Here is a 21,150-nt window from a genome sequence, read left to right as displayed (position 1 = left end):
GCTATTTTTTTATCATGGCATAAGGTGAATTTATGGCAGGGAAATTACAGCTTCCGCCTTTACAGGCGCTGGTGGTATTTGAAGCGGCGGCGCGTTTAGGTAATTTTACCGCTGCCGGAAATGAACTCGGGCTATCGCAGCCGGCGGTCAGTCAGCGTATTCAGATGCTGGAGAATCTGGTCAATTCACCGCTATTTGAACGCCGTCATCGCGGCGTTCAGCTGACCGAATCCGGCAATAGTCTGTATCTGATCGTCCGCAGCAGCCTGCTGGAAATCAGCGAGCAGCTCGAACGCACGCGCCTGCAGCGTAATGTCCTGCGCATCGATACCGATATGGGTTTTGCCAGCTACTGGCTGTTACCCCGTATGGAGAGGCTGCAGGCGCTCATTCCGGGGGTGGAGGTACAGATAACCACCTCGCCCAACGACTATAACCTTCGCGACAGCAGCGCGGATCTGGCTATCTATTTTGGCCAGGGCAGCTGGGCCGGAACGCAGAACCAGCGGCTGTTCCCTGAAATTGTCATTCCCGTTTGCAATCAAAAGATTAAGCAGGAAATGGCGCCAGCCGCCTCCCCCGAATCTCTGCTGAATTATCCCCTGCTGAAGCTGCCGGAATCCCGGCCCCAGCGCTGGATGACGTGGGAAGACTGGTTCCGCCAGCATCAGGTGCACGGGCAACACCAGGCCGCTTCCCGGACCTTCAACGCCTATTCCCTGGTGATCCAGGCCGCTCTGGAAGGCCAGGGGATCGCCCTCGGCTGGCAGCCCCTAATCGCGCCGTTTCTGGCCAGTAAACAGCTGGTACAGTGCGGCCCGATGCACCGTACCGAACGCGGCTATTACCTGATTTCCGCCAATGCTAAACCCGCCTCGGCGCAACAGGAAAAGGTCAAGGCGTGGTTATTGGATGAAGCCTGGAGTTTTCACTCTTCCGGCCATCTAATCGCAGAAAACAAATAAGCTAACGCAGAAAACGCATATTGATTTAATAAAATACATTAGCGCCACCGACGATTTTATATGTTAGCTTTTTAAGGCCACCCTAAAATAAATCTGATGCCATGTTACAACCTATATTTGAGTTACAGTCCGTTAATAAAAATTATTATTCATCCGGGAATAAACGTTTTTTCTCAACGACGCCCAAAAGCGCGGCGATTAATGCCTTGAGCGATATCAATTTAAAGATATATGGCGGAGAAATTTTTGTCATTGTCGGCCTTTCCGGCTCCGGCAAGTCGACGTTGCTGCGCACGCTTAACCACCTGCTCCCGGCCAGTTCCGGCTCGGTGATATTCCAGGGTAAAACGCTTTCCGCTCTCCGGGAGTCCGAGCTGATCGCCCTGCGTCGCCGTCATATCGGCATGGTTTTCCAGTCGTTCGCGCTGTTTGACGAACGCAGCGTGCTGGATAACGTGGCGTTCGGCCTCGAAGTGGCCGGCGAATCCCGGGATGTCCGCTATCGGAAAGCTCGCGACATGCTGGCAAAAGTCGGGCTTGGCGACGTTGCCGGACAGTATCCGCCTCAGCTTTCCGGCGGCATGCAGCAGCGGGTCGGTCTCGCGCGCGCGCTGGTCATGGATCCCACCGTGCTGTTAATGGACGAAGCCTTTTCGGCGCTCGATCCGATTATTCGCCGTGACATGCAGACGCTACTTCTGTCGCTACAGGCGGAATCCCGGCGCACGATCGTCTTTGTCACCCACGATATGGAGGAGGCGCTGCGCCTCGGTACGCGTATTGCGATTATGGAAAAAGGCAAGCTGGTGCAGGTTGGCAAACCGGAAGAGCTGATCGGCGCGCCTGCGACCGCGTATGTTCAACACTTTTTCTCCGGAATCGACGTTTCGCGCTGGCAGCTCGCCGAAAGCTATGCCGATATCTGGACTGCGCGTCAGGAGCCATCATGAGCTACCCCCTCGATTTTAGTCGTCAGATTGACGCCGCCGTGCAGCGCCTGCTGGTACACGCCGGCGGCGGCTTTGACGGGTTCGCCCATGCTATCGACAGCTTCGCCGGGGGCATCGAGAGCGTAATAAATGCGCTTTCGCCGTGGGGGCTGGTGATTATCGCGGTCTGGCTCGGCGCGTGGCGAATTGGCAAAAGTTTCGCGCTGTTTGCCCTGCTTGCTTCGCTGTATATCATTTACAGCGGCTACAGCGAGCACGCGGCGGTGACGCTGGCGCTAACCCTGTCATCCACGTTTTTCAGCCTGCTGATCGGTATTCCGCTCGGGATCTGGAGCGCGCGACGCGCGGCTATCGGCAGCATCATTCGCACCGTGCTTGATTTTATGCAGACCATGCCCGCCTTTGTATACCTGATACCCGCGACGATTTTGTTCGGGCTTGGCCGCCCTCCGGGGATCTTCGCCACGATTCTGTTTTCTATGCCGCCGGTCGTGCGCCTGACCGATTTAGGCATTCGCCAGGTTAACGCTTCGCGCATCGAGGCAGGCATCGCCTTTGGCTGCACGCCGTGGCAGCTGCTGTGGAAAGTGCAGCTGCCCGCCGCGCAGCCCTCGATTATGGCCGGCGTGAATCAATCGATCATGATGGCCATGTCGATGGTTATCATCGCTTCGATGGTCGGAGCCGGTGGGCTGGGTAACGATATTTTGAGCAGCATTCAACAGCTGGAGATTGGCACTGGCCTACAGAGTGGTTTCGTGGTGGTGCTGATTGCCATCCTGCTGGATCGGCTCTCCGCAAGCTTTGCACGACGCGGCGAGCCTTCTGGCGCCAGAAGGACGATTCCCGGCGGACTATTTCGACTCAGGTCAAAATAAAGCTGCCTGTATCACATGCGCCGATGGGGCAAGCCTGTCGCGATCCCGGCAGCCTGGATCGCGATGCTGCCGGGGAGGAGGGATTCCGTTACTGGAACGGTTTCACGTCGCCAACGCCTTCACGTACCACGACCGGCGAATCTTCGGTCAGGTCGATAACCGTGGTCGGCTGCTGGCCGAGATAGCCGCCGTGGATAATCAGATCGACCAGCTTCTCCAGCCGATCCTTAATCTCTTCCGGATCGGACTCGGTGAATTCGCTGCCCGGCAGCATCAGCGAGGTGGAGAGCATCGGCTCGCCCAGGGTCTCGAGCAGCGCCTGGGCAATCGGGTTCGACGGCACGCGCATGCCGATGGTTTTACGTTTTTCCTGCAGCAGGCGACGCGGCACCTCTTTGGTCCCCTTGAGGATAAACGTGTAGTTGCCCGGCGTATTGTTTTTAATCAGGCGAAACGCCACGTTGTCGACAAACGCGTAGGTCGACAGCTCGGAGAGATCGCGGCACATCAGGGTGAAGTTGTGGCCGTCCGGCAGCTGACGAATGCGGCAGATCCGCTCCATCGCGCCCTTATCTTCAATCTTACACCCCAATGCGTAGCCTGAATCCGTGGGGTAGACAATCACCCCGCCTTTACGCACGATTTCCACCGCCTGGTTAATCAACCGCGCCTGCGGGTTGTCCGGATGGATGTAAAAAAACTGGCTCATACTTCCCTCTCAATTTTATTCTGCGGCCGTTTCCCAACTGTGCCAGATCCCTTCCACACCTGCGGGTAGCCAAAGTTTCCGGCCCAGCTCAATCCACGGGCAGGGCTGATGGAAATCAGAACCCTGTGAACCCAGAAGACCAAACTGGACGGCGTACGCGGCAAGCTGCGTGCGCTCATGCGGCGCCTGCTGACATTGGGCCAGCTCCATCGCATCGCCGCCCTGCTCGCTAAAGTGGGCCAACAGCCTTTTCAGCCACTTGGCGGAGAGATCGTAGCGCCCAGGATGGGCGACAACCGCTTTGCCGCCAGAATGATGAATGACATCAATCGCTTGTTTTATTGTACACCACTGCGGCGGAACGTAACCGGTTTTCCCACGGGCGAGATATTTTTTAAAAACATCGGCCATATTGCCGGCGTGGCCGGCTTCCACAAGGAAGCGGGCAAAATGTCCGCGGGTCACCGCCCCGCCGTCGGCAAGCTTCATCGCCCCTTCCCACGCGCCGGGAATTCGGGCCTTATCCAGCCGCTCGGCAATCATCTGCGCCCGCAGCTGGCGGCGCGCCTTCTGCTCATCAAGCAGGGCCAGCATCGCCGGATGCTCAATATCAATATTCAGGCCCACGATATGAATTTCATGGTTTTCCCACAGGGTGGAAATCTCCACCCCGGTCACCAGCGTCAGCGGCAGGCCGGCGCGGGCAATTTCCGCCCGCGCGGCGGGAATGGCCGCCACGGTATCGTGATCGGTAATCGCCAGGGTGCCCACCCGCATCTGGTGGGCGCGATGGACAAGTTCTTCTGGAGTCAGCCGCCCGTCAGAGGCGGTGGTATGGCTATGCAGATCGTAAATCACTGCGTAAAGGGTATCGCTCAAGATGACTCCTGCTGGACATGGACTTAAATAAGCGCATTATCATACCGACTCGCGGAGAAAATCTGCAAACAGGGGTTGACATTATTCCTCTGGACTAGTTAACTAGTACGCAAGTTCACATGAAGGGGTATCACGATGAAAACGCAAACTATCACTCTGCACGGCTGGTGGCGCACCTCCTGATAACGGGCGGCGTGATCGCGTTTTGCACTCAGCATACAGATACCCGGCCCGCCAATGAGCGGGCTTTTTATTGGACAAATTATTATACCGAACAGGCGAGAACAATAATGCAAACATCAAAACCGGCACTCGAGCTTCTCACCAGCGACGCCATCTATCGCGAAAACCCGACGGCGCTGTTCCACCAGCTGTGCGGCGCGCGTCCGGCAACCCTGCTGCTGGAATCTGCCGATATCGACAGCAAGGATGATTTAAAGAGCCTGCTGCTGGTTGACAGCGCGCTGCGCATCACCGCCTTAGGTGACACTGTCACTATTCAGGCACTTTCCAGCAACGGCGCATCGCTGCTGGATTTACTCGACAACGCTCTGCCCTCCGGCATCGAAAATCTGCGTCAGCCGAACGGCCGGACGCTCACCTTCCCGCCGGTCAGCGCCCTGCTGGATGAGGACGCCCGCCTGTGCTCTTTGTCGGTCTTTGACGCCTTCCGCCTGCTGCAGGAGCTGGTGACCGTTCCGCACGACGAGCGCGAAGCGATGTTCTTCGGCGGCCTGTTTGCCTATGACCTGGTGGCCGGTTTCGAAAACCTGCCGCCGCTGGAAAGCGACACCGCCTGTCCGGACTACTGCTTCTACCTGGCCGAAACGCTGCTGGTTATCGATCACCAGAGCAAAAGCACGCGCATCCAGTCGAGCCTGTTCACGCCGCTGGCGAGCGAAAAACAGCGTCTGACGCAGCGCATCGCCCAGCTTCGCCAGCAGCTCAACGAGCCGCCGGCACCGCTGCCGGTCACGACGGTCGAGCATATGACCTGCGACTGCGACCAGAGCGACGACGAGTACGGCGCAGTGGTCCGCAAAATGCAGCGCGCTATCCGCGCCGGCGAAATTTTCCAGGTGGTGCCATCGCGCCGCTTCTCTCTGCCCTGCCCGTCGCCGCTGGCGGCCTACGACGTGCTGAAGAAGAGCAACCCGAGTCCGTACATGTTCTTTATGCAGGATAACGACTTCGCCCTGTTCGGCGCGTCGCCGGAAAGCTCGCTGAAGTACGATGCCGTCAGCCGCCAGATTGAGATCTACCCGATTGCCGGTACCCGCCCGCGCGGCCGTCGCGCCGACGGTTCGCTGGATCGCGATCTCGACAGCCGCATCGAACTCGAAATGCGCACCGACCATAAAGAGCTCTCCGAGCATCTGATGCTGGTAGACCTGGCGCGTAACGACCTCGCCCGCATCTGCACGCCGGGCAGCCGCTACGTGGCCGACCTGACCAAAGTCGACCGCTACTCTTTCGTGATGCACCTGGTGTCCCGGGTGGTCGGCGAGCTGCGTAACGACCTCGACGTGCTGCACGCCTATCGCGCCTGTATGAATATGGGCACCCTGAGCGGCGCGCCTAAGGTGCGCGCGATGCAGCTGATCGCCGCCGCCGAGGGCAAGCGTCGCGGGAGCTACGGCGGCGCCGTCGGCTATTTCACCGCCCACGGCGACCTGGATACCTGCATCGTGATCCGCTCTGCCTACGTGCAGGACGGCGTGGCCACCGTTCAGGCCGGCGCCGGTATTGTCCTCGATTCGGTGCCTCAGTCAGAAGCAGATGAAACCCGAAATAAAGCCCGCGCGGTGCTGCGCGCAATTGCCCAGGCCCACCACGCTAAGGAGACTTTCTAATGGCCGACATTCTGCTGCTCGATAATATCGATTCCTTTACCTATAACCTGGCAGACCAGCTGCGCGCCAACGGCCATAACGTGGTGATTTACCGTAACTCGGTTCCGGCGCAGACCTTAATTGAGCGTATCGGCACGATGGACAATCCGGTGCTGATGCTCTCCCCGGGCCCGGGCACGCCGAGCGAAGCCGGCTGCATGCCGGAGCTGCTGACTCGCATGCGCGGCAAGCTGCCGATCGTCGGCATCTGCCTTGGCCATCAGGCGATTGTTGAAGCCTACGGCGGCTACGTCGGCCAGGCGGGCGAAATTCTGCACGGTAAAGCCTCCAGCATCGAGCATGACGGCCAGGCGATGTTTGCCGGCCTGACTAATCCGCTGCCGGTTGCCCGCTACCATTCGCTGGTCGGCAGCAACATTCCGGCCGGGCTGACCATCAACGCCAACTATAACGGGATGGTGATGGCGGTGCGTCATGATGCCGATCGCGTTTGCGGCTTCCAGTTCCACCCGGAGTCGATTCTTACCACCCAGGGCGCGCGTCTGCTGGAGCAAACCCTGGCCTGGGCGCTGCAGAAGCTGGAGCAAACCAATACCATCCAGCCGATTCTGGAAAAGCTGTATCAGGCGGAAACCCTCAGCCAGCAGGAAAGCCACCAGCTGTTTTCTGCGGTGGTGCGCGGCGAAGTGAAGCCCGAGCAGCTGGCCGCCGCCCTGGTCAGCATGAAGGTGCGCGGCGAGCAGCCGCAGGAGATTGCCGGCGCCGCCACCGCCCTGCTGGAAAATGCCGCGCCGTTCCCGCGCCCTGACTATCCGTTTGCCGATATCGTCGGCACCGGCGGCGACGGCAGCAACAGCATCAATATTTCTACCGCCAGCGCGTTTGTCGCCGCAGCCTGCGGGCTGAAGGTGGCGAAGCACGGCAACCGCAGCGTCTCCAGCAAATCCGGCTCTTCCGACCTGCTGGCCGCATTCGGCATCAACCTCGATATGAACGCCGATAAATCCCGCGCCGCGCTGGATGAGCTGGGCGTCTGCTTCCTGTTTGCGCCGAAATATCACACCGGTTTTCGCCACGCGATGCCGGTCCGTCAGCAGCTGAAGACCCGGACGCTGTTCAACGTGCTGGGGCCGCTGATTAACCCGGCGCATCCGCCGCTGGCGCTGATTGGCGTCTACAGCCCGGAGCTGGTGCTGCCTATCGCGGAAACCCTGCGCGTGCTGGGCTACCAGCGGGCAGCGGTCGTCCACAGCGGCGGCATGGATGAGGTGTCGCTCCACGCGCCGACGGTGGTCGCCGAGCTCCATAACGGCGAGATTAAAAGCTATCAGCTGACCGCGGATGACTTTGGCCTGACGCCTTATCACCAGGAGCAGCTGGCCGGCGGTACGCCGGAAGAAAACCGTGACATTCTGACGCGCTTACTACAAGGTAAAGGTGAAGCCGCTCATGAAGCCGCGGTCGCCGCCAACGTCGCTATGCTGATGCGTTTACACGGGCATGAAGACCTGAAAGCCAACGCCCGGCAGGTGATTGACGTGCTGCGCAGCGGAGCGGCCTATGACAGAGTGACCGCATTAGCGGCAAGAGGGTAAATAATGCAGACCGTTTTAGCAAAAATCGTTGCCGACAAAGCGATTTGGGTAGAAGCCCGCAAGCAGCAGCAGCCGTTAGCCAGTTTTCAAAACGAGGTCGTCCCGACGCAGCGTAACTTTTACGATGCCCTGGCGGGGACGCGCAGCGTGTTTATTCTCGAGTGCAAAAAAGCCTCGCCGTCGAAGGGCCTGATTCGCCAGAATTTTGACCCGGCGGAAATTGCCGGAGTGTATAAGAACTACGCCTCGGCGATCTCGGTGCTGTGCGATGAGAAATATTTCCAGGGCAGCTTTGATTTTTTGCCCATCGTCAGCGCCATCGCGCCGCAGCCGATACTGTGCAAGGATTTCACCATCGATCCTTACCAGATCTATCTCGCGCGCTACTATCAGGCCGACGCCTGCCTGCTGATGCTGTCGGTGCTTAACGATGAGCAGTATCGCCAGCTCGCCGCCGTCGCGCACAGCCTCAATATGGGCGTGCTGACCGAAGTGAGTACCGAAGAGGAGCTGGATCGCGCCATTGCGCTGAAGGCGAAGGTGGTCGGGATCAACAACCGCGATCTGCGCGATATGTCGATTGACCTCAACCGCACCCGCCAGCTGGCGCCGCGCCTGGGCCATGACGTCACCGTGATCTGCGAATCCGGGATTCATACCTACGCCGAGGTCCGCGATCTCAGCCACTTTGCTAACGGCTTCCTGATTGGCTCCGCGTTGATGGAGCACGACGATCTCGACGCCGCCGTCAGGCGCGTGCTGCTCGGTGAAAACAAAGTTTGCGGCCTGACCCGACCTCAGGACGCGCAGGTGGCCTACGAATCCGGCGCCATCTACGGCGGGCTGATTTTTGTCCCTGGCTCACCGCGCGTCGTCAACGAGGCGCAGGCGAAAGAGATTATCCAGGCCGCCGGGCTGCGCTATGTCGGGGTATTCCGCGATGCGCCGGTCGAGGACGTGGCCGAGCGCGCAGAGAGCCTGCGGCTGGCTGCGGTTCAGCTGCACGGCAGCGAAGACCAGGCCTATATCGACGCGCTGCGTACGCGGCTGCCGGGTCAAATCCAGATCTGGAAAGCGCTCAGCGTGGGCGACACGCTGCCGGAACGCAGCCTGCAGCACGTCGATAAATATCTCTTCGATAACGGCCAGGGCGGCAGCGGCCAGCGTTTCGACTGGACGCTTCTGCAAGGCCAGGAGCTGGGTAACGTCCTGCTGGCAGGCGGACTCGGTGCCGATAACTGCGTAGAAGCCGCCAAAAGCGGCTGTGCCGGACTCGATTTTAATTCAGGCGTTGAGTCGCAGCCGGGTATTAAAGACGCCAGCAAGCTGGCCTCGGTTTTCCAGACGCTGCGCGCATATTAAGGAGCAATGCAATAATGAGTACTTTACTGAACCCCTATTTTGGCGAATTTGGCGGTATGTACGTCCCGCAGATCCTGATGCCCGCCCTGCGCCAGCTGGAAGAAGCTTTCGTCAGCGCGCAGAAAGATCCTGAGTTCCAGGCTGAATTTAGCGACCTGCTGAAAAACTACGCCGGTCGCCCAACGGCCCTGACCAAATGTCGTAACCTGACCGCAGGCACCCGCACCACGCTGTACCTCAAGCGTGAAGATCTGCTGCACGGCGGCGCGCATAAAACCAACCAGGTGCTGGGCCAGGCATTACTGGCGAAGCGCATGGGTAAAACCGAAATCATTGCCGAAACCGGCGCCGGCCAGCACGGCGTGGCCTCCGCGCTCGCCAGCGCGCTGCTCGGCCTGAAATGCCGCATCTATATGGGTGCTAAAGACGTTGAGCGCCAGTCGCCAAACGTCTTCCGCATGCGCCTGATGGGGGCGGAAGTGATCCCGGTACACAGCGGCTCCTCCACGCTGAAAGACGCCTGTAACGAAGCGCTGCGCGACTGGTCCGGCAGCTACGATACCGCGCACTATATGCTCGGTACCGCAGCCGGCCCGCACCCGTTCCCGACCATCGTCCGCGAATTCCAGCGCATGATCGGTGAAGAGACCAAAGCGCAGATCCTCGAGCGCGAAGGCCGTCTGCCGGATGCGGTCATCGCCTGCGTCGGCGGCGGCTCCAACGCTATCGGCATGTTTGCTGACTTTATCGAGGAAACCAACGTCGGCCTGATAGGGGTTGAACCGGCGGGCCACGGAATTGAAACCGGCGAGCACGGCGCGCCGCTGAAGCACGGTCGCGTGGGTATCTATTTCGGCATGAAATCGCCGATGATGCAGACCGATGACGGCCAGATTGAAGAATCTTACTCTATCTCCGCCGGACTGGACTTCCCGTCGGTGGGCCCTCAGCATGCGTTCCTCAACAGCACCGGGCGCGCCGACTACGTGTCGATAACCGACAACGAAGCGCTGGAGGCTTTCAAAGAGCTCTCCCGCCATGAGGGGATTATTCCGGCCCTGGAATCCTCCCACGCCCTGGCCCATGCGCTAAAAATGATGCGTGAAAATCCGGAAAAAGAGCAGCTGCTGGTGGTTAACCTGTCCGGTCGCGGCGATAAAGACATCTTCACCGTACACGATATTCTGAAAGCGCGAGGGGAAATCTGATGGAACGTTATGAGACGCTATTTGCACAACTGAAATCCCGCCAGGAAGGCGCGTTTGTTCCCTTCGTGACGCTTGGCGATCCCAACCCGGCGCTGTCGCTGCAGATCATCGATACGCTGATCGAAGCGGGCGCCGACGCCCTGGAGCTGGGTATTCCCTTCTCCGACCCGCTGGCCGATGGCCCGACGATCCAGGGCGCAGCCCTGCGTGCGTTCGCCGCCGGCGTGACGCCGGCGCAGTGCTTCGAGATGCTGGCGGCAATCCGTCACAAGCACCCGACGATCCCTATCGGCCTGCTGATGTACGCGAACCTGGTGTTCAGCCCCGGCATTGACGCTTTCTATGCCGAATGCGCGCGGGTTGGCGTGGATTCCGTGCTGGTCGCCGATGTCCCCATCGAAGAGTCGGCGCCGTTCCGCCAGGCGGCGATGCGGCACAATATCGCGCCCATCTTCATCTGCCCGCCGAATGCCGATGACGAGCTGCTGCGCCAGATTGCCTCTTTTGGTCGCGGCTATACCTATCTGCTGTCGCGCGCCGGGGTCACCGGGGCGGAAAACCGCGCCGCCCTGCCGCTGCATCATCTCATTGAGAAGCTGCGCGAGTATAACGCCGCGCCGCCGCTGCAGGGCTTCGGTATTTCCGCCGCCGATCAGGTGACCGCCGCGATTGACGCCGGCGCCGCCGGGGCGATTTCCGGCTCCGCCATCGTCAAAATCATCGAACGTAACCTCAGCGATCCGCAAACGATGCTGGCCGAGCTGAAGGCTTTTGTGCAGGGCCTTAAAGCCGCCACTAAAGCGGCGTAACGCCTCTACCGCCTGGCAGCTCGTCAGGCGGTTGTTTTTTGCTGCAGGCTGTCCGCGTATTTGCGCGTCAGGCGGAACAGCGCCAGCACATCCTCCTGAGTCCAGTCCATCAGCACCTGATTCATCAGCCGCGTTCTGGCTAGCGCAATGCGTTCGATCAGCGTCTGCCCCTGCGCGGTCAAGGTCACTTCGCTGATCCGTCGATCGCTAACGTTGGGCTGCTTCAGCGCCAGGCCCTGCGCCTCCAGCTTTTTCACCTGCCGGCTGACGGTGGTGTAATCCCGTCCCAGGCTATCTGCCAGCTCGACCACGCCCACCGGCCCATAGCGCCCAATAGCCACCAGCAGCGGAAAGAGGATCTGATCGAGCTGCACCCCGGCGGCCTGCAGTATCTGCTCATCGCGCACCGGCAAATTCATCACCCGGATGATATCCAGCAGCGCGCCGTGAAAGTCGGTGATATCGTAATTATTATGTGCATATTGCATATATTATTTAACCCGGTGTATAGTGCCGTTATCTGATATGTGCATTTTACACGTAATTCATCCCGGAGGTAACACCATGAAAGCAGCCGTCGTATTCGAACTCCAGCAGGGCCCGGTGTGGGCGGACTTTGCCGATCCGCAGGCCGATGAAGACCACCTCCTGGTTGACGTACGCGCCGCCGCCATCAGCCACGTCGTCAAGGGCCGGGCGAGCGGCAAACACTATAGCTTTGACGGTCGTCTGCCCTTTGTCGTCGGCATCGACGGCGTGGGAACATTGCCGAACGGGCAGCGCGTTTACTTCGCCTTCCCTCGCGCCCCCTGGGGCAGCATGGCGCAACGGGCGCCGGTGGCCGCGGCTAACTGCCTGCCGCTGCCGGATGCGCTGGACGATGTTAGCGCCGCCGCTATGGCCAACCCCGGGATGTCGGCCTGGGCTGCGCTGGTGAAACGCGCGGGCTTTATCGCCGGTGAGACGGTGCTGATCAACGGCGCCACCGGCAGCGCCGGCCAGCTGGCAATCCAGATCGCCCGCTATCTGGGTGCAAAAAAAGTGATCGCCACCGGACGTAACGCAGGGACGCTGGCAGCGCTCGACGCGGACATCTGCGTCAACCTGACCGCGGATGATGCGACTTTGCGCGCTCAGTTCGCCGAGCTTGCTGCGGGGCAGATTGACGTCGTCGTCGACTATCTGTGGGGGCATAGCGCCGAGCTGCTGCTCCCGGCGCTGGCAAAAAGCAGCCCCGGCCATGCGCCGGTGCGCTACGTCCAGGTCGGCTCTCTCTCCGGGGCAGATATCTCACTCAACGGCGCGGTACTGCGTTCGGCGCCGCTGCAGCTGTTGGGCAGCGGGATCGGCAGCCTGTCGATGGCCCAGCTGCTGGCGGCGACCGGGGAGATGCTGCAGGCCGCCGCGGCCGGCGGGTTTACTATTGCCACCACGCCGCTCCCGCTGCGCGAAGTGGCGGCGGCCTGGCCTCGCGACAACAGCCAGAAGCGCAGCGTTTTTGTGATCGAGTAAAAAAATCGCTTCCGCACAAAAGATGGGGTTGATATCTTAAATGAGAAACATTATCTTTCTCATTACCGAATAGTTGAGCAAAACACTCAGGTATTCGGTACGACATTGCTCACATTGCTTCCAGTATTTTTCGCCCGCATCCGTTGCGGGCTTTTTTTTGTCCTTATTCTCCCTGACGACATACGCTAAGCACCCGCTGACGCAACCAGCGGTGGCCCGGCTCCTGCTCCTGCCGGGGATGCCACATCTGTGAAACGGTAATTTCCGGCGTCTGCACCGGCAGCTCAAAAACGGCGATATCGGCCGCAAGGCTATCGCCAATGTAGGACGCCGGGACCAGCGCAATCAGCTGCGAACGGCGGGCAACCGCCAGCGCGGCGGCAAAGCTGGGCACCACGGCGACAATCTTACGCTGCAGGCCGAACCCGGCGAGGGCGTCATCAACCGGCCCCCGCACCATGCCATGACGAGACGTAATCACGTGCCCGCAGGAGATATACGCTTCCCGGGTCATGCGCGCCGACTGCGCCAGCGGGTGGCTCTTCGCCAGCACGCCGACGAAGCGATCGCGGAACAGCGCCTGCAGGCGGATTTCCGGCCCCATATTCTTGAGTACGCCAATCTCGAGGTCCACCCGCCCCTCGCGCAAAAACTGCGGATCCTTCTCGGTCTTAGCCACAAAGGTGAGCGTCACTCCCGGCGCATCCCGCGCGCAGGCGGCAATCAGCGCCGGAGCAAAGGTTTCGACGAAGCCTTCATTGGTGCGCAAGGTAAAGGTTTGCTCCAGCGTCGGGAGATGGAGCGGCGAAAGCGACGCGTTCAGGACCGAACGCACCTCTAACAGTGCATTCTGCGCACGCGCTTTGATATTTTGCGCGTGCGGGGTTAGCACCATTTTACGCCCCGCCCTGACCAGCAGCGGATCGCCGGTTGCGTCGCGCAGGCGGGTGAGCGTCCGGCTCATTGCCGATGCGCTGAGCCCCAGCCGTCGCGCTGCCCCGGCCACGCTCTCTTCGGCCAGCAGCGCGTCGAGGGCAACGAGAAGATTAAAATCGGGATCGGTCATAAGGTATCCTGCCGTAAGATATGGCGTGCGGTGCATGCTAATAGTGCACATGCTGCGCCTTCCGCCTGATATAGCCTATGACTATAGTCAGATCCTCACTCTTTGTTGCGGATTTCGACTATGACCACTCTTGCTCATCACAGCGTTTTAATCGTCGGCGCCTCTCGCGGGCTGGGCCACGCGATGGCCGCCGAATTTTTGCGGCACGGCTGGAACGTAATCGGCACCGTACGCGATATTCAGCACCCTACGCCGCTTCACCAGCTCGCCCGGGATAACCCCGGCCGGGTGCGGCTGGAGACGCTGGATATCTGCGACGACGAGCAGCTGGCCGCCCTGGACCACAGGCTCTCGGGAAGTCGCCTGGAGATGCTCTTTGTCAATGCCGGAACCACCAACCGCGATCCTTCGCAGACCATCGGCGAAGTCTCCACAGAGGAGTTTATGCAGGTGATGCAGACCAATGCCCTGGCGCCAATGCGGGTCATAGAACGCCTGCAGCGGCACGTTACCCCATCAGGATTGCTCGGCGTGATGTCTTCCGGACAGGGGAGCCTCGGCAATAACCTTAGCGGGCAGCGCGAACTGTACAGAGGCAGCAAGGCCGCGCTGAATATGTTTATGCGCAGCTTTGCCGCCCGCGCGGCTTCGGCAACGCATCCGATGGTGGCGATGGCGCCGGGCTGGATCCGCACCGCGCTGGGCGGCGACGCGGCACCGCTGACCATCGAGGAGACCATCCCCAGCCTGGTCAAGGTGCTGCTGGAGAAACGCCAGCGCCCGGGGCTGGAGTATCTGGATTATCAGGGCCGCACCGTGCCGTGGTGATGGGTACAGAACGGCAGGCGGGGTAAGGCACAGAGGCATCGAGAGCCGGTAGGAGCCACAGCAGGCCCTGGTCATACAACGACCAGGGCTACAAGAAGCTGAGAACCGGTAACATCGGGATTTGTTCATCAACGGGGAGCAGCTCAGCCCTTTTGCGAGTTCGAAAAATAGCCCGCTTTCTACACGGGATAACCCACCGAAAACGACTTAAGTTCTGCATAAGCGTCAGGACGGTCTGTATGTAACGCCTGATTTTATTTTATACTTAAAAAATATGGGATTAGGACAGGAACCAAAGCGGTGAAATTCGCAAAGTGGTTAAAACGTATCGTATTCTCGTTACTTCTCTTAGTGGTTGGCGCTATTGGGATACGGCTGTATGACATTCAGCGCGGACCCGACCTGCAGCTCTGGCATACGTACGTCCCTGATGAGATGGACGCGGATGAAATCGACAGCGCAGACTGGAACGATTACATCAAGAGAGAAAATTCGCTCTTCAACGAAGTTAAACGTAACGTCACGGATAAGCTTGATGTCCAACAGCAAACTGAACTGAATCGTTACTATGCCGATAGTCCTATCTATCCGGACAAATTCCCAACAAACTGGAATCGGTCTTACATTATGATGCCGGACGCCAGGCCCAAAGGGGCCGTGGTGTTGTTGCATGGTCTGACGGATACCCCCTACAGCCTAAGGCATATTGCCAATAACTACCGTCAGCATGGCTATATCGCCATTGGGATCAGATTACCGGGACATGGCACCGTCCCTGCAGCATTGACCGACGTGAACTGGCAGGACTGGCTTGCCGCAACGCGCCTTGCCGTGAGAGAAGCGCAAAAGCTTGCTGGCCATGATGTGCCGCTGCATATGGTCGGATTTTCCAATGGCGGTGCTCTGGCAATGAAATATACGCTGGAGGCACTGGATAATCCCGGCCTGGCTAAGCCACAGCGCGTGATCCTGATTTCGCCGATGATTGGTATTACAAGCTTCGCGCGCTTTTCCGGCCTGGCGGGTTGGCCTGCGTTTCTACCCGCATTCGCCAAAGCCGCATGGTTAGGCATAATGCCGGAATTCAATCCGTTTAAATATAATTCATTCCCGACCAATGCCGCCCGCCAGTCGTTCCTGCTGACAAAGGCGCTTCAGAGCCAAATTGTCACTGACTCGCGTAATAGAAAAATGGCAAGCCTACCTCCGGTACTGACATTTCAATCGGTCATGGATTCAACCGTCAGTACGCGGGCGATCGTCACGGCGTTGTACAACCGTTTACCGGATAACGGCAGTGAAATAGTGTTGTTCGATTTGAATCATGCGGTGAGGTTTAATTCGTTATTACGCAGAACATCTTACACCGCGCTGTCCCGGTTGCTCCCTGCAGCTCCGCGGCTTTATAGAACCACGATCATCACTAACGCGAATCCCGGCACGACAGAGATGGAGATCCGCACAACGCCTGCCGGGAAAACAGAACAATCTGTGGAAACCCTGCAGGGGCAGCGCTATTTGCCGGACGTCTACTCCCTTTCCCACGTTGCTCTCCCCTTCCCTTTAAGTGACTCCTTATATGGGCGCTATCCGCATCCGCTGAATCAATATGGTATCAGCCTGGGGACATTTGCTGCCCGCGGCGAGCGCTCGGTGCTTGTTGTTGGGCTGGATTCACTCATGCGCCAGTCTTCAAATCCATTCTTCCCCTATATGATTACGCGGATCAATGAAGGAATCGACGCCGGTGCCGCCGCTCCCGGCAGCGATTGATTTCGGCTGCGGCGTCGAATGACCCGGTCGCACCGGCAAGGTGGGCCATATAATGACCCGCCTTGCCGGGATTTTGCAGTAGAAATCAGAACCGGTATCCCGCAGAGAACATAAACACCCAGGGATCGATGCGGGTGCTGACCTTCTGGTCCACGCCGCCGGCCTTAAATTTCACATCGGTGTCGATATCCATGTACCACACCGACATATTGAGCAGCCAGTCGCGGTTAATCAGATAGTCCAGACCTACCTGCCCGGCGGCGCCCCACGAATCCTTGAGGCTCAGATCGGAGAGTCCGGCCTCTTTGCCGGTGTCGTTAAAGTCTTCGTTAAAGAAGGTGGTGTAGTTAATACCGGCGCCAATATAAGGGCGCACCTTGCTCTGCGCATCGCCGAAGTACCACTGCGCCATCAGGGTTGGCGGCAGCTGGTGTACCGTGGCGATGGTGCCCGTCGGGCCGGTGCCGACCTTATGGCGGAACGGCGTGGCCGCCAGCAGCTCGATGCCGATATTATCCGTCGCCATATAGGTGAAGGTTAATCCCAGCTGTGTGTTATTGCTGACGTTAAAGCTGCCCAGACTATTTAACACGTTGTCAGAACCTTCCGTCGGACGAACGGTGGCCGAACCTGCGCGAATGAAAAACTCTCCGGCTTCGTGCGCCCAGACGCCTCCGGAAAGCGTACTCAAAATTAATCCTACCGCTGCTAACTTCTTCATACCCACTTCCTCATTATGGTTATTCAGCGCGGAGAATATACCCATAATGAGTTAGGTTTGATCCAACATAGATCACACAAAATCATTAGTTTTAACATTTGTTGATCCAGATTAATTTTTGCAGCAGGATGCAATAAGCAAATGATTAAGCAGATCAATTTTCGCCATATTCCGTCGCCGGTGTACCGGCTCCCCGCTTTTACGGCAACAGCGCCCGCGGCAAAAGCCATCCTCAGCGGGATACGGCGCTCACTCCTCTTTACAAAGATATACTTAGCCTGGCGTGAGCAGAGGCTGCTACGCTGAAGCGATTTGCGGTACAATCGCCGGCTAGTTAACACCTGCAATACTCAAGGAGAGTGCATGTCTATCACGGCGAAGTCCGTCTACCGTGACACGGGAAATTTTTTTCGTAATCAGTTCATTACCATTTTGCTGGTTGCGTTGTTGTGCGCGCTAATAACGGTAGTCCTTGGCCACGCGTTTTCACCCAGCGAAGAGCAGCTCTCGATTCTGAGCGAAGGCGATAATCTGGCGGGTAGCGCAGGCTTGTTTGAGCTGGTACAGAACATGACGCCGGAGCAGCAGCAGGTTCTGCTGCGCGCCTCTGCGGCCTCAACCTTCTCCGGACTGGTGGGTAACGCCATTCTTGCAGGCGGCGTGCTGCTGATGATTCAGCTGGTCTCCGCCGGGCAGCGCGTCAGCGCTCTGCGCGCGATTGGCGCCGCGGCGCCGGTTCTGCCAAAGCTGCTGCTGCTGATCCTGTTCACCACCTTCCTGGTGCAGATTGGGATGATGCTGGTGCTGGTGCCGGGCGTGCTGTTAGCCATCGTGCTGGCCTTTGCCCCGATTATGCTGGTGCAGGATAAGCTGGGGATCCTCAGCGCGATGCGCGGCAGCATCCGCCTGGCGTGGGCAAATATGCGCCTGGTGGCGCCGGCGGTGCTCGGCTGGCTGCTGGCCAAAACCGCGCTGCTGCTGCTGGCTTCCAGCTTTGCGGTGCTGACGCCAAACGTCGGCGCGGTGGTGATTAATACCATCAGCAACCTGATTTCCGCCCTGTTGCTGATCTATTTATTCCGCTTGTATATGCTTATCCGCAACTAAATTTAACCAGGGTCGGGAAACCTCCCGACCCGCTCTGAACTACGGAACCTATGCATGAAGCAGTTTCTGGATTTTTTACCGCTGGTCGTCTTCTTCGCATTCTATAAGCTCTACGATATCTACGCCGCCACCACGGCGCTGATTATCGCCACCGCGGTGGTGCTGATCTACACCTGGGTGCGCTATCGCAAAATTGAAAAAATGGCGCTGATCACCTTCGTGCTGGTCGCTGTTTTTGGCGGCCTGACGATCTTCTTCCATAACGACGAGTTTATTAAATGGAAGGTGACCGTCATCTACGTGCTGTTCGCCGGCGCCCTGCTGTTCAGCCAGTGGGTCATGAAAAAGCCGCTGATTCAGCGGATGCTCGGCAAAGAGCTCACGCTGCCGCAGCACGTGTGGTCACGTTTAAACCTCGCCTGGGCGGTGTTTTTCATCCTCTGCGGGCTGGCAAATATCTACATTGCGTTCTGGCTGCCGCAGAACATTTGGGTCAACTTCAAGGTCTTTGGCCTGACCGCCCTGACTCTGATCTTCACTCTGCTGAGCGGCGTCTATATCTACCGCCATATGCCGCAGGATGACAAGTAATCGATAAAGGCCCGTCGCGCTGATTGCGCGTTTAACGCTAAAAAGCACGCCTGCGGATTCTAAAAACGCAAAGCGTGCTTTTTTTTGCGCGCCGCTGCGCAGGTTTGCGGCAATACCCGGCCTAGGGCTTGTTCCTGCTGAGGGCGGCAAACCAATCATACTTCTGCCGCGTGCCGATCTCTTTTTCTCCCTCATCTAACTTGATGATAAATCTGCGCTTATTGATGTCGTCGAGGTTAAAGAAGTAAGGCGCCAGGCGCTGCGATAAGGCCCCGTACATTGCCTGGGCGATGCGTTCCCCGGCCTCTTCCCCGTGCTTCTCGAATTCATCTTTTATCGCCTGGAAATCGTCGTTCATGCTCGCGTCCTCAACTTATACAGAGGGAGTGAGTATGATTTAGCCGCCATACATTTTCCATACCCCTTAATTTTTAGCCGACCCGGCGCTGGCTAACGGCCAGAGCAGCGAGGGCTATTCTCACGCGGCGGTTTTCATAGTAGCATCGCGCCAGATCTTCATTGACCATGACAGAGTACAGAATGACAACAACGGATCTCGTCCCCAAGGGCGAAATGGTTTTACGCACCCTGGCAATGCCGGCAGATACCAACGCGAATGGCGATATTTTTGGCGGCTGGCTGATGTCGCAGATGGATATCGGCGGCGCGATTATGGCCAAAGAGATTGCCCACGGCCGCGTGGTTACCGTCCGCGTGGACGGCATGACCTTTTTGCGCCCGGTGGCCGTCGGCGACGTGGTGTGCTGCTACGCCCGCTGCGTAAAGCGCGGCAATACTTCGATCACCATTAATATCGAGGTGTGGGTGAAGAAGGTCTCATCCGAGCCTATTGGCCAGCGCTACAAGGCAACGGAAGCGCTGTTTATTTACGTGGCGGTGGATAGCCAGGGCAAGCCGCGGGCCATTCCCGGCGAGTGAACCATTGCCCGGCAGGCCGGGCAATTTCTCGCTTACAGGAAGCCGAGCAGAGAAAAGAAGAAGTAGCCGATAACAATAATCACCACCGGCAGAACGTACAGCGGGAAATACTGCACCAGGATAGTGTGGCGCGGCACCACGATACGTTCGGCGATTTGCTCCCGCGACAGCCCTTCCGCGCCTTTGGCCTGTTCCAGAATCAGCTGATCCTCAACCCCTTCGCGAAGGAATTTCGCCTGGCGGCTCATGCGCGCGCCGGATGCCTGCAGCGCCATCCCGACGAAGACCAGAATATAGATTATCCAGAAGCCAACGTTGAGGCCGTGCTTAAAGTCCGGCAGCGGCGAGTTGTACCAGAAAAAGTTAAGAAACGGCGTATTAAATCGCATCATTTCAATCATGACGTGCGCAAAATCCATCATCACCGCGTCAATACCCGGCTTCTTCTCGCTGTGCTCATACATAAACTTCAGTACGGAAATCAGCGTCGATAGTATCGCCGGAATAAAGATGACCCACCCCAAAATACGTTTAAGTACTGCAATGCGTCCAGCTTGTTGATACGTCATGGGTTCCCCTTGTTTAAGACGCCTTCACTGCCAAGAACCAACCGGTCAGGTTCTAAGTCTACCTTCACTGGCGAATTTCGCCCACTAAAGCGCGGTATGATATACCATGAACGCAAATTGGTTATCGACTTACGCTACAGGAGAGGGACATATGTCAACCAGGCGCCAAATTCATGCCGCAATCTTCGATATGGATGGATTACTGATTGATTCTGAGCCGCTATGGGATCAGGCGGAGCTGGAGGTGATAGCCAGCCTCGGCGTGGATATCAGCCGTCGCGGCGAACTGCCCGATATTCTCGGGTTACGTATCGATTTAGTGGTGGACCTGTGGTTTGCGCAGCAGCCGTGGAGCGGGCCGGACCGCGCCGACGTTACCGCGCGGATCATCAGCCGGGCCATCGAGCTGGTGGAAGCCTCGCGCCCGCTGCTGCCGGGCGTGCGCGAGGCCGTGGCGCTGTGCAAGGCCCAGGGGCTGAAGATCGGCCTCGCCTCCGCCTCGCCGCTGCGGATGCTGGAAAAAGTGCTCACCATGTTTGAGCTGCGCGACCAGTTTGACGCCCTGGCCTCCGCCGAGCTGCTGACCTACAGCAAACCGCATCCGCAGGTCTATCTCGACTGCGCGGCAAAGCTCGGCGTCGATCCGATGCACTGCGTGGCGCTGGAGGACTCGATTAACGGCATGATCGCCTGTAAAGCGGCGCGCATGCGCTCAATCGTCATCCCCGCCGAGGAGCATAGCCACGACCGCCGGTTTGCCCTCGCCGACGTTAAGCTAACGACGCTGGCGGTGCTTAGCGTCAGCGACCTGCGCGGCTAACTTGCCGGCGTGATGA

General features: G+C 58.6%; 23 protein-coding genes and 1 other annotated feature. Of the genes, 16 read left to right on the top strand and 7 right to left on the bottom strand.

From position 1 onward, the window contains the following. Positions 1-32: 32 nt before the first annotated feature. From EDF75_RS06130 to EDF75_RS06120, 3 genes are all read left to right on the top strand, one after another. On the top strand, positions 33-965 hold the full coding sequence (locus EDF75_RS06130; protein ID WP_133597795.1) for a LysR substrate-binding domain-containing protein: 933 nt from the start codon (positions 33-35) through the stop codon (positions 963-965). Between the two features lie 206 nt (positions 966-1,171). Beyond that, on the top strand, positions 1,172-1,915 hold the full coding sequence (locus EDF75_RS06125) for an ATP-binding cassette domain-containing protein (protein ID WP_243733504.1): 744 nt from the start codon (positions 1,172-1,174) through the stop codon (positions 1,913-1,915). Then, positions 1,912-2,793, top strand: a complete 882-nt coding sequence (locus tag EDF75_RS06120; protein WP_095096988.1) for an ABC transporter permease — start codon at positions 1,912-1,914, stop codon at positions 2,791-2,793. Before EDF75_RS06125 ends, EDF75_RS06120 begins: the two co-directional genes overlap by 4 nt. Positions 2,794-2,881: 88 nt before the next feature. Here the strand turns inward: EDF75_RS06120 and EDF75_RS06115 are convergent, their stop codons facing one another. Both EDF75_RS06115 and rnm read right to left on the bottom strand, forming a co-directional pair. Then, positions 2,882-3,502 (bottom strand): L-threonylcarbamoyladenylate synthase, encoded by a 621-nt coding sequence (locus tag EDF75_RS06115; RefSeq protein WP_095096985.1) that lies wholly within the window; start codon positions 3,500-3,502, stop codon positions 2,882-2,884. Positions 3,503-3,517: 15 nt separating this feature from the next. Next, positions 3,518-4,381 carry an RNase RNM gene (gene rnm / locus EDF75_RS06110; protein WP_045855052.1) on the bottom strand — a complete coding sequence of 288 codons (864 nt, stop codon included), beginning with the start codon at positions 4,379-4,381 and terminating at the stop codon, positions 3,518-3,520. A gap of 135 nt (positions 4,382-4,516) precedes the next feature. On the opposite strand from rnm, the gene trpL reads away from it, so the two are divergent. From trpL to trpA, 6 genes are all read left to right on the top strand, one after another. Beyond that, positions 4,517-4,564: a trp operon leader peptide gene (trpL, locus tag EDF75_RS27550; protein ID WP_115193975.1), complete on the top strand. Its 48-nt coding sequence runs from the start codon at positions 4,517-4,519 to the stop codon at positions 4,562-4,564. Beyond that, positions 4,541-4,636 (top strand) — a sequence feature (Trp leader region). (Overlaps the previous gene by 24 nt.) Positions 4,637-4,671: 35 nt before the next feature. Then, positions 4,672-6,234: an anthranilate synthase component 1 gene (locus EDF75_RS06100; protein WP_133597791.1), complete on the top strand. Its 1,563-nt coding sequence runs from the start codon at positions 4,672-4,674 to the stop codon at positions 6,232-6,234. Beyond that, positions 6,234-7,829 (top strand): bifunctional anthranilate synthase glutamate amidotransferase component TrpG/anthranilate phosphoribosyltransferase TrpD, encoded by a 1,596-nt coding sequence (gene trpD / locus EDF75_RS06095; RefSeq protein WP_045855050.1) that lies wholly within the window; start codon positions 6,234-6,236, stop codon positions 7,827-7,829. The genes EDF75_RS06100 and trpD overlap by 1 nt, the downstream gene beginning before the upstream one ends. Before the next feature lie 3 nt (positions 7,830-7,832). Further along, the gene (trpCF, locus tag EDF75_RS06090) at positions 7,833-9,191 is read left to right on the top strand and encodes a bifunctional indole-3-glycerol-phosphate synthase TrpC/phosphoribosylanthranilate isomerase TrpF (protein ID WP_133597789.1); all 1,359 of its coding nucleotides are present in this window, start codon (positions 7,833-7,835) and stop codon (positions 9,189-9,191) included. 14 nt (positions 9,192-9,205) lie between these two features. Further along, entirely contained in the window at positions 9,206-10,399 is a 1,194-nt protein-coding gene (trpB, locus tag EDF75_RS06085; RefSeq protein WP_133597787.1) for a tryptophan synthase subunit beta, read from the top strand. Beyond that, on the top strand, positions 10,399-11,208 hold the full coding sequence (gene trpA / locus EDF75_RS06080; RefSeq protein ID WP_133597785.1) for a tryptophan synthase subunit alpha: 810 nt from the start codon (positions 10,399-10,401) through the stop codon (positions 11,206-11,208). Before trpB ends, trpA begins: the two co-directional genes overlap by 1 nt. A 23-nt stretch (positions 11,209-11,231) precedes the next feature. On the opposite strand, the gene EDF75_RS06075 is transcribed toward trpA, so the two are convergent. After that, entirely contained in the window at positions 11,232-11,696 is a 465-nt protein-coding gene (locus tag EDF75_RS06075; protein WP_133597783.1) for a MarR family winged helix-turn-helix transcriptional regulator, read from the bottom strand. A 76-nt stretch (positions 11,697-11,772) separates the two neighbouring features. Here EDF75_RS06075 and EDF75_RS06070 point away from each other — a divergent pair, with 76 nt between their 5' ends. Continuing rightward, positions 11,773-12,720 (top strand): quinone oxidoreductase family protein, encoded by a 948-nt coding sequence (locus EDF75_RS06070; RefSeq protein ID WP_133597781.1) that lies wholly within the window; start codon positions 11,773-11,775, stop codon positions 12,718-12,720. A gap of 163 nt (positions 12,721-12,883) precedes the next feature. On the opposite strand, the gene EDF75_RS06065 is transcribed toward EDF75_RS06070, so the two are convergent. After that, positions 12,884-13,786, bottom strand: coding sequence for a LysR family transcriptional regulator (locus EDF75_RS06065; RefSeq protein WP_133597780.1), 903 nt, complete (start codon positions 13,784-13,786; stop codon positions 12,884-12,886). Positions 13,787-13,906: 120 nt separating this feature from the next. On the opposite strand from EDF75_RS06065, the gene EDF75_RS06060 reads away from it, so the two are divergent. Continuing rightward, positions 13,907-14,614 (top strand): SDR family NAD(P)-dependent oxidoreductase, encoded by a 708-nt coding sequence (locus tag EDF75_RS06060; RefSeq protein ID WP_133597778.1) that lies wholly within the window; start codon positions 13,907-13,909, stop codon positions 14,612-14,614. Between the two features lie 300 nt (positions 14,615-14,914). Further along, a complete protein-coding gene (locus EDF75_RS06055) occupies positions 14,915-16,387 on the top strand; it encodes an alpha/beta hydrolase (RefSeq protein ID WP_133597776.1) in 1,473 nt (490 codons plus the stop codon). A gap of 85 nt (positions 16,388-16,472) precedes the next feature. Here the strand turns inward: EDF75_RS06055 and ompW are convergent, their stop codons facing one another. Next, entirely contained in the window at positions 16,473-17,108 is a 636-nt protein-coding gene (gene ompW, locus EDF75_RS06050; RefSeq protein WP_045855041.1) for an outer membrane protein OmpW, read from the bottom strand. 363 nt (positions 17,109-17,471) lie between these two features. On the opposite strand from ompW, the gene EDF75_RS06045 reads away from it, so the two are divergent. Together EDF75_RS06045 and EDF75_RS06040 are read left to right on the top strand one after the other, a co-directional pair. Further along, positions 17,472-18,215: a YciC family protein gene (locus tag EDF75_RS06045; protein WP_041145152.1), complete on the top strand. Its 744-nt coding sequence runs from the start codon at positions 17,472-17,474 to the stop codon at positions 18,213-18,215. Between the two features lie 54 nt (positions 18,216-18,269). Beyond that, the gene (locus EDF75_RS06040; protein WP_133597773.1) at positions 18,270-18,806 is read left to right on the top strand and encodes a septation protein A; all 537 of its coding nucleotides are present in this window, start codon (positions 18,270-18,272) and stop codon (positions 18,804-18,806) included. Between the two features lie 121 nt (positions 18,807-18,927). Here the strand turns inward: EDF75_RS06040 and EDF75_RS06035 are convergent, their stop codons facing one another. Continuing rightward, complete coding sequence (locus EDF75_RS06035) at positions 18,928-19,164, bottom strand: hypothetical protein (RefSeq protein ID WP_133597771.1); 237 nt, start codon at positions 19,162-19,164, stop codon at positions 18,928-18,930. Between the two features lie 182 nt (positions 19,165-19,346). Here EDF75_RS06035 and yciA point away from each other — a divergent pair, with 182 nt between their 5' ends. Continuing rightward, a complete protein-coding gene (yciA, locus tag EDF75_RS06030) occupies positions 19,347-19,745 on the top strand; it encodes an acyl-CoA thioester hydrolase YciA (RefSeq protein WP_133597769.1) in 399 nt (132 codons plus the stop codon). 32 nt (positions 19,746-19,777) lie between these two features. Here yciA and EDF75_RS06025 read toward each other — a convergent pair whose 3' ends face one another. Then, positions 19,778-20,314 carry a YniB family protein gene (locus EDF75_RS06025; RefSeq protein WP_133597766.1) on the bottom strand — a complete coding sequence of 179 codons (537 nt, stop codon included), beginning with the start codon at positions 20,312-20,314 and terminating at the stop codon, positions 19,778-19,780. Between the two features lie 151 nt (positions 20,315-20,465). Between EDF75_RS06025 and hxpB the strand changes: the two genes are divergently transcribed. Next, positions 20,466-21,134 (top strand): hexitol phosphatase HxpB, encoded by a 669-nt coding sequence (hxpB, locus tag EDF75_RS06020; protein ID WP_133597765.1) that lies wholly within the window; start codon positions 20,466-20,468, stop codon positions 21,132-21,134. Positions 21,135-21,150: the final 16 nt, after the last annotated feature.

Origin of the sequence: Klebsiella sp. BIGb0149, assembly GCF_004362605.1 — a bacterium.
In the GTDB taxonomy this organism is placed as follows: domain Bacteria; phylum Pseudomonadota; class Gammaproteobacteria; order Enterobacterales; family Enterobacteriaceae; genus Klebsiella; species Klebsiella terrigena.
This window is presented reverse-complemented; position numbering and strand designations above follow the sequence as displayed.

What these genes read in the sequence shown, in the direction of transcription:
- EDF75_RS06045 (WP_041145152.1), top strand. Translation starts at nt 17,472, where the DNA reads ATGTCTATCACGGCGAAGTCCGTCTACCGTGACACGGGAAATTTTTTT.
- EDF75_RS06075 (WP_133597783.1), bottom strand. Translation starts at nt 11,696, where the DNA reads ATGCAATATGCACATAATAATTACGATATCACCGACTTTCACGGCGCG.
- EDF75_RS06035 (WP_133597771.1), bottom strand. Translation starts at nt 19,164, where the DNA reads ATGAACGACGATTTCCAGGCGATAAAAGATGAATTCGAGAAGCACGGG.
- EDF75_RS06130 (WP_133597795.1), top strand. Translation starts at nt 33, where the DNA reads ATGGCAGGGAAATTACAGCTTCCGCCTTTACAGGCGCTGGTGGTATTT.
- EDF75_RS06120 (WP_095096988.1), top strand. Translation starts at nt 1,912, where the DNA reads ATGAGCTACCCCCTCGATTTTAGTCGTCAGATTGACGCCGCCGTGCAG.
- hxpB (WP_133597765.1), top strand. Translation starts at nt 20,466, where the DNA reads ATGTCAACCAGGCGCCAAATTCATGCCGCAATCTTCGATATGGATGGA.
- trpCF (WP_133597789.1), top strand. Translation starts at nt 7,833, where the DNA reads ATGCAGACCGTTTTAGCAAAAATCGTTGCCGACAAAGCGATTTGGGTA.
- EDF75_RS06065 (WP_133597780.1), bottom strand. Translation starts at nt 13,786, where the DNA reads ATGACCGATCCCGATTTTAATCTTCTCGTTGCCCTCGACGCGCTGCTG.
- ompW (WP_045855041.1), bottom strand. Translation starts at nt 17,108, where the DNA reads ATGAAGAAGTTAGCAGCGGTAGGATTAATTTTGAGTACGCTTTCCGGA.
- EDF75_RS06060 (WP_133597778.1), top strand. Translation starts at nt 13,907, where the DNA reads ATGACCACTCTTGCTCATCACAGCGTTTTAATCGTCGGCGCCTCTCGC.
- trpB (WP_133597787.1), top strand. Translation starts at nt 9,206, where the DNA reads ATGAGTACTTTACTGAACCCCTATTTTGGCGAATTTGGCGGTATGTAC.
- trpD (WP_045855050.1), top strand. Translation starts at nt 6,234, where the DNA reads ATGGCCGACATTCTGCTGCTCGATAATATCGATTCCTTTACCTATAAC.
- EDF75_RS06025 (WP_133597766.1), bottom strand. Translation starts at nt 20,314, where the DNA reads ATGACGTATCAACAAGCTGGACGCATTGCAGTACTTAAACGTATTTTG.
- EDF75_RS06115 (WP_095096985.1), bottom strand. Translation starts at nt 3,502, where the DNA reads ATGAGCCAGTTTTTTTACATCCATCCGGACAACCCGCAGGCGCGGTTG.
- EDF75_RS06040 (WP_133597773.1), top strand. Translation starts at nt 18,270, where the DNA reads ATGAAGCAGTTTCTGGATTTTTTACCGCTGGTCGTCTTCTTCGCATTC.
- EDF75_RS06100 (WP_133597791.1), top strand. Translation starts at nt 4,672, where the DNA reads ATGCAAACATCAAAACCGGCACTCGAGCTTCTCACCAGCGACGCCATC.
- trpA (WP_133597785.1), top strand. Translation starts at nt 10,399, where the DNA reads ATGGAACGTTATGAGACGCTATTTGCACAACTGAAATCCCGCCAGGAA.
- EDF75_RS06070 (WP_133597781.1), top strand. Translation starts at nt 11,773, where the DNA reads ATGAAAGCAGCCGTCGTATTCGAACTCCAGCAGGGCCCGGTGTGGGCG.
- yciA (WP_133597769.1), top strand. Translation starts at nt 19,347, where the DNA reads ATGACAACAACGGATCTCGTCCCCAAGGGCGAAATGGTTTTACGCACC.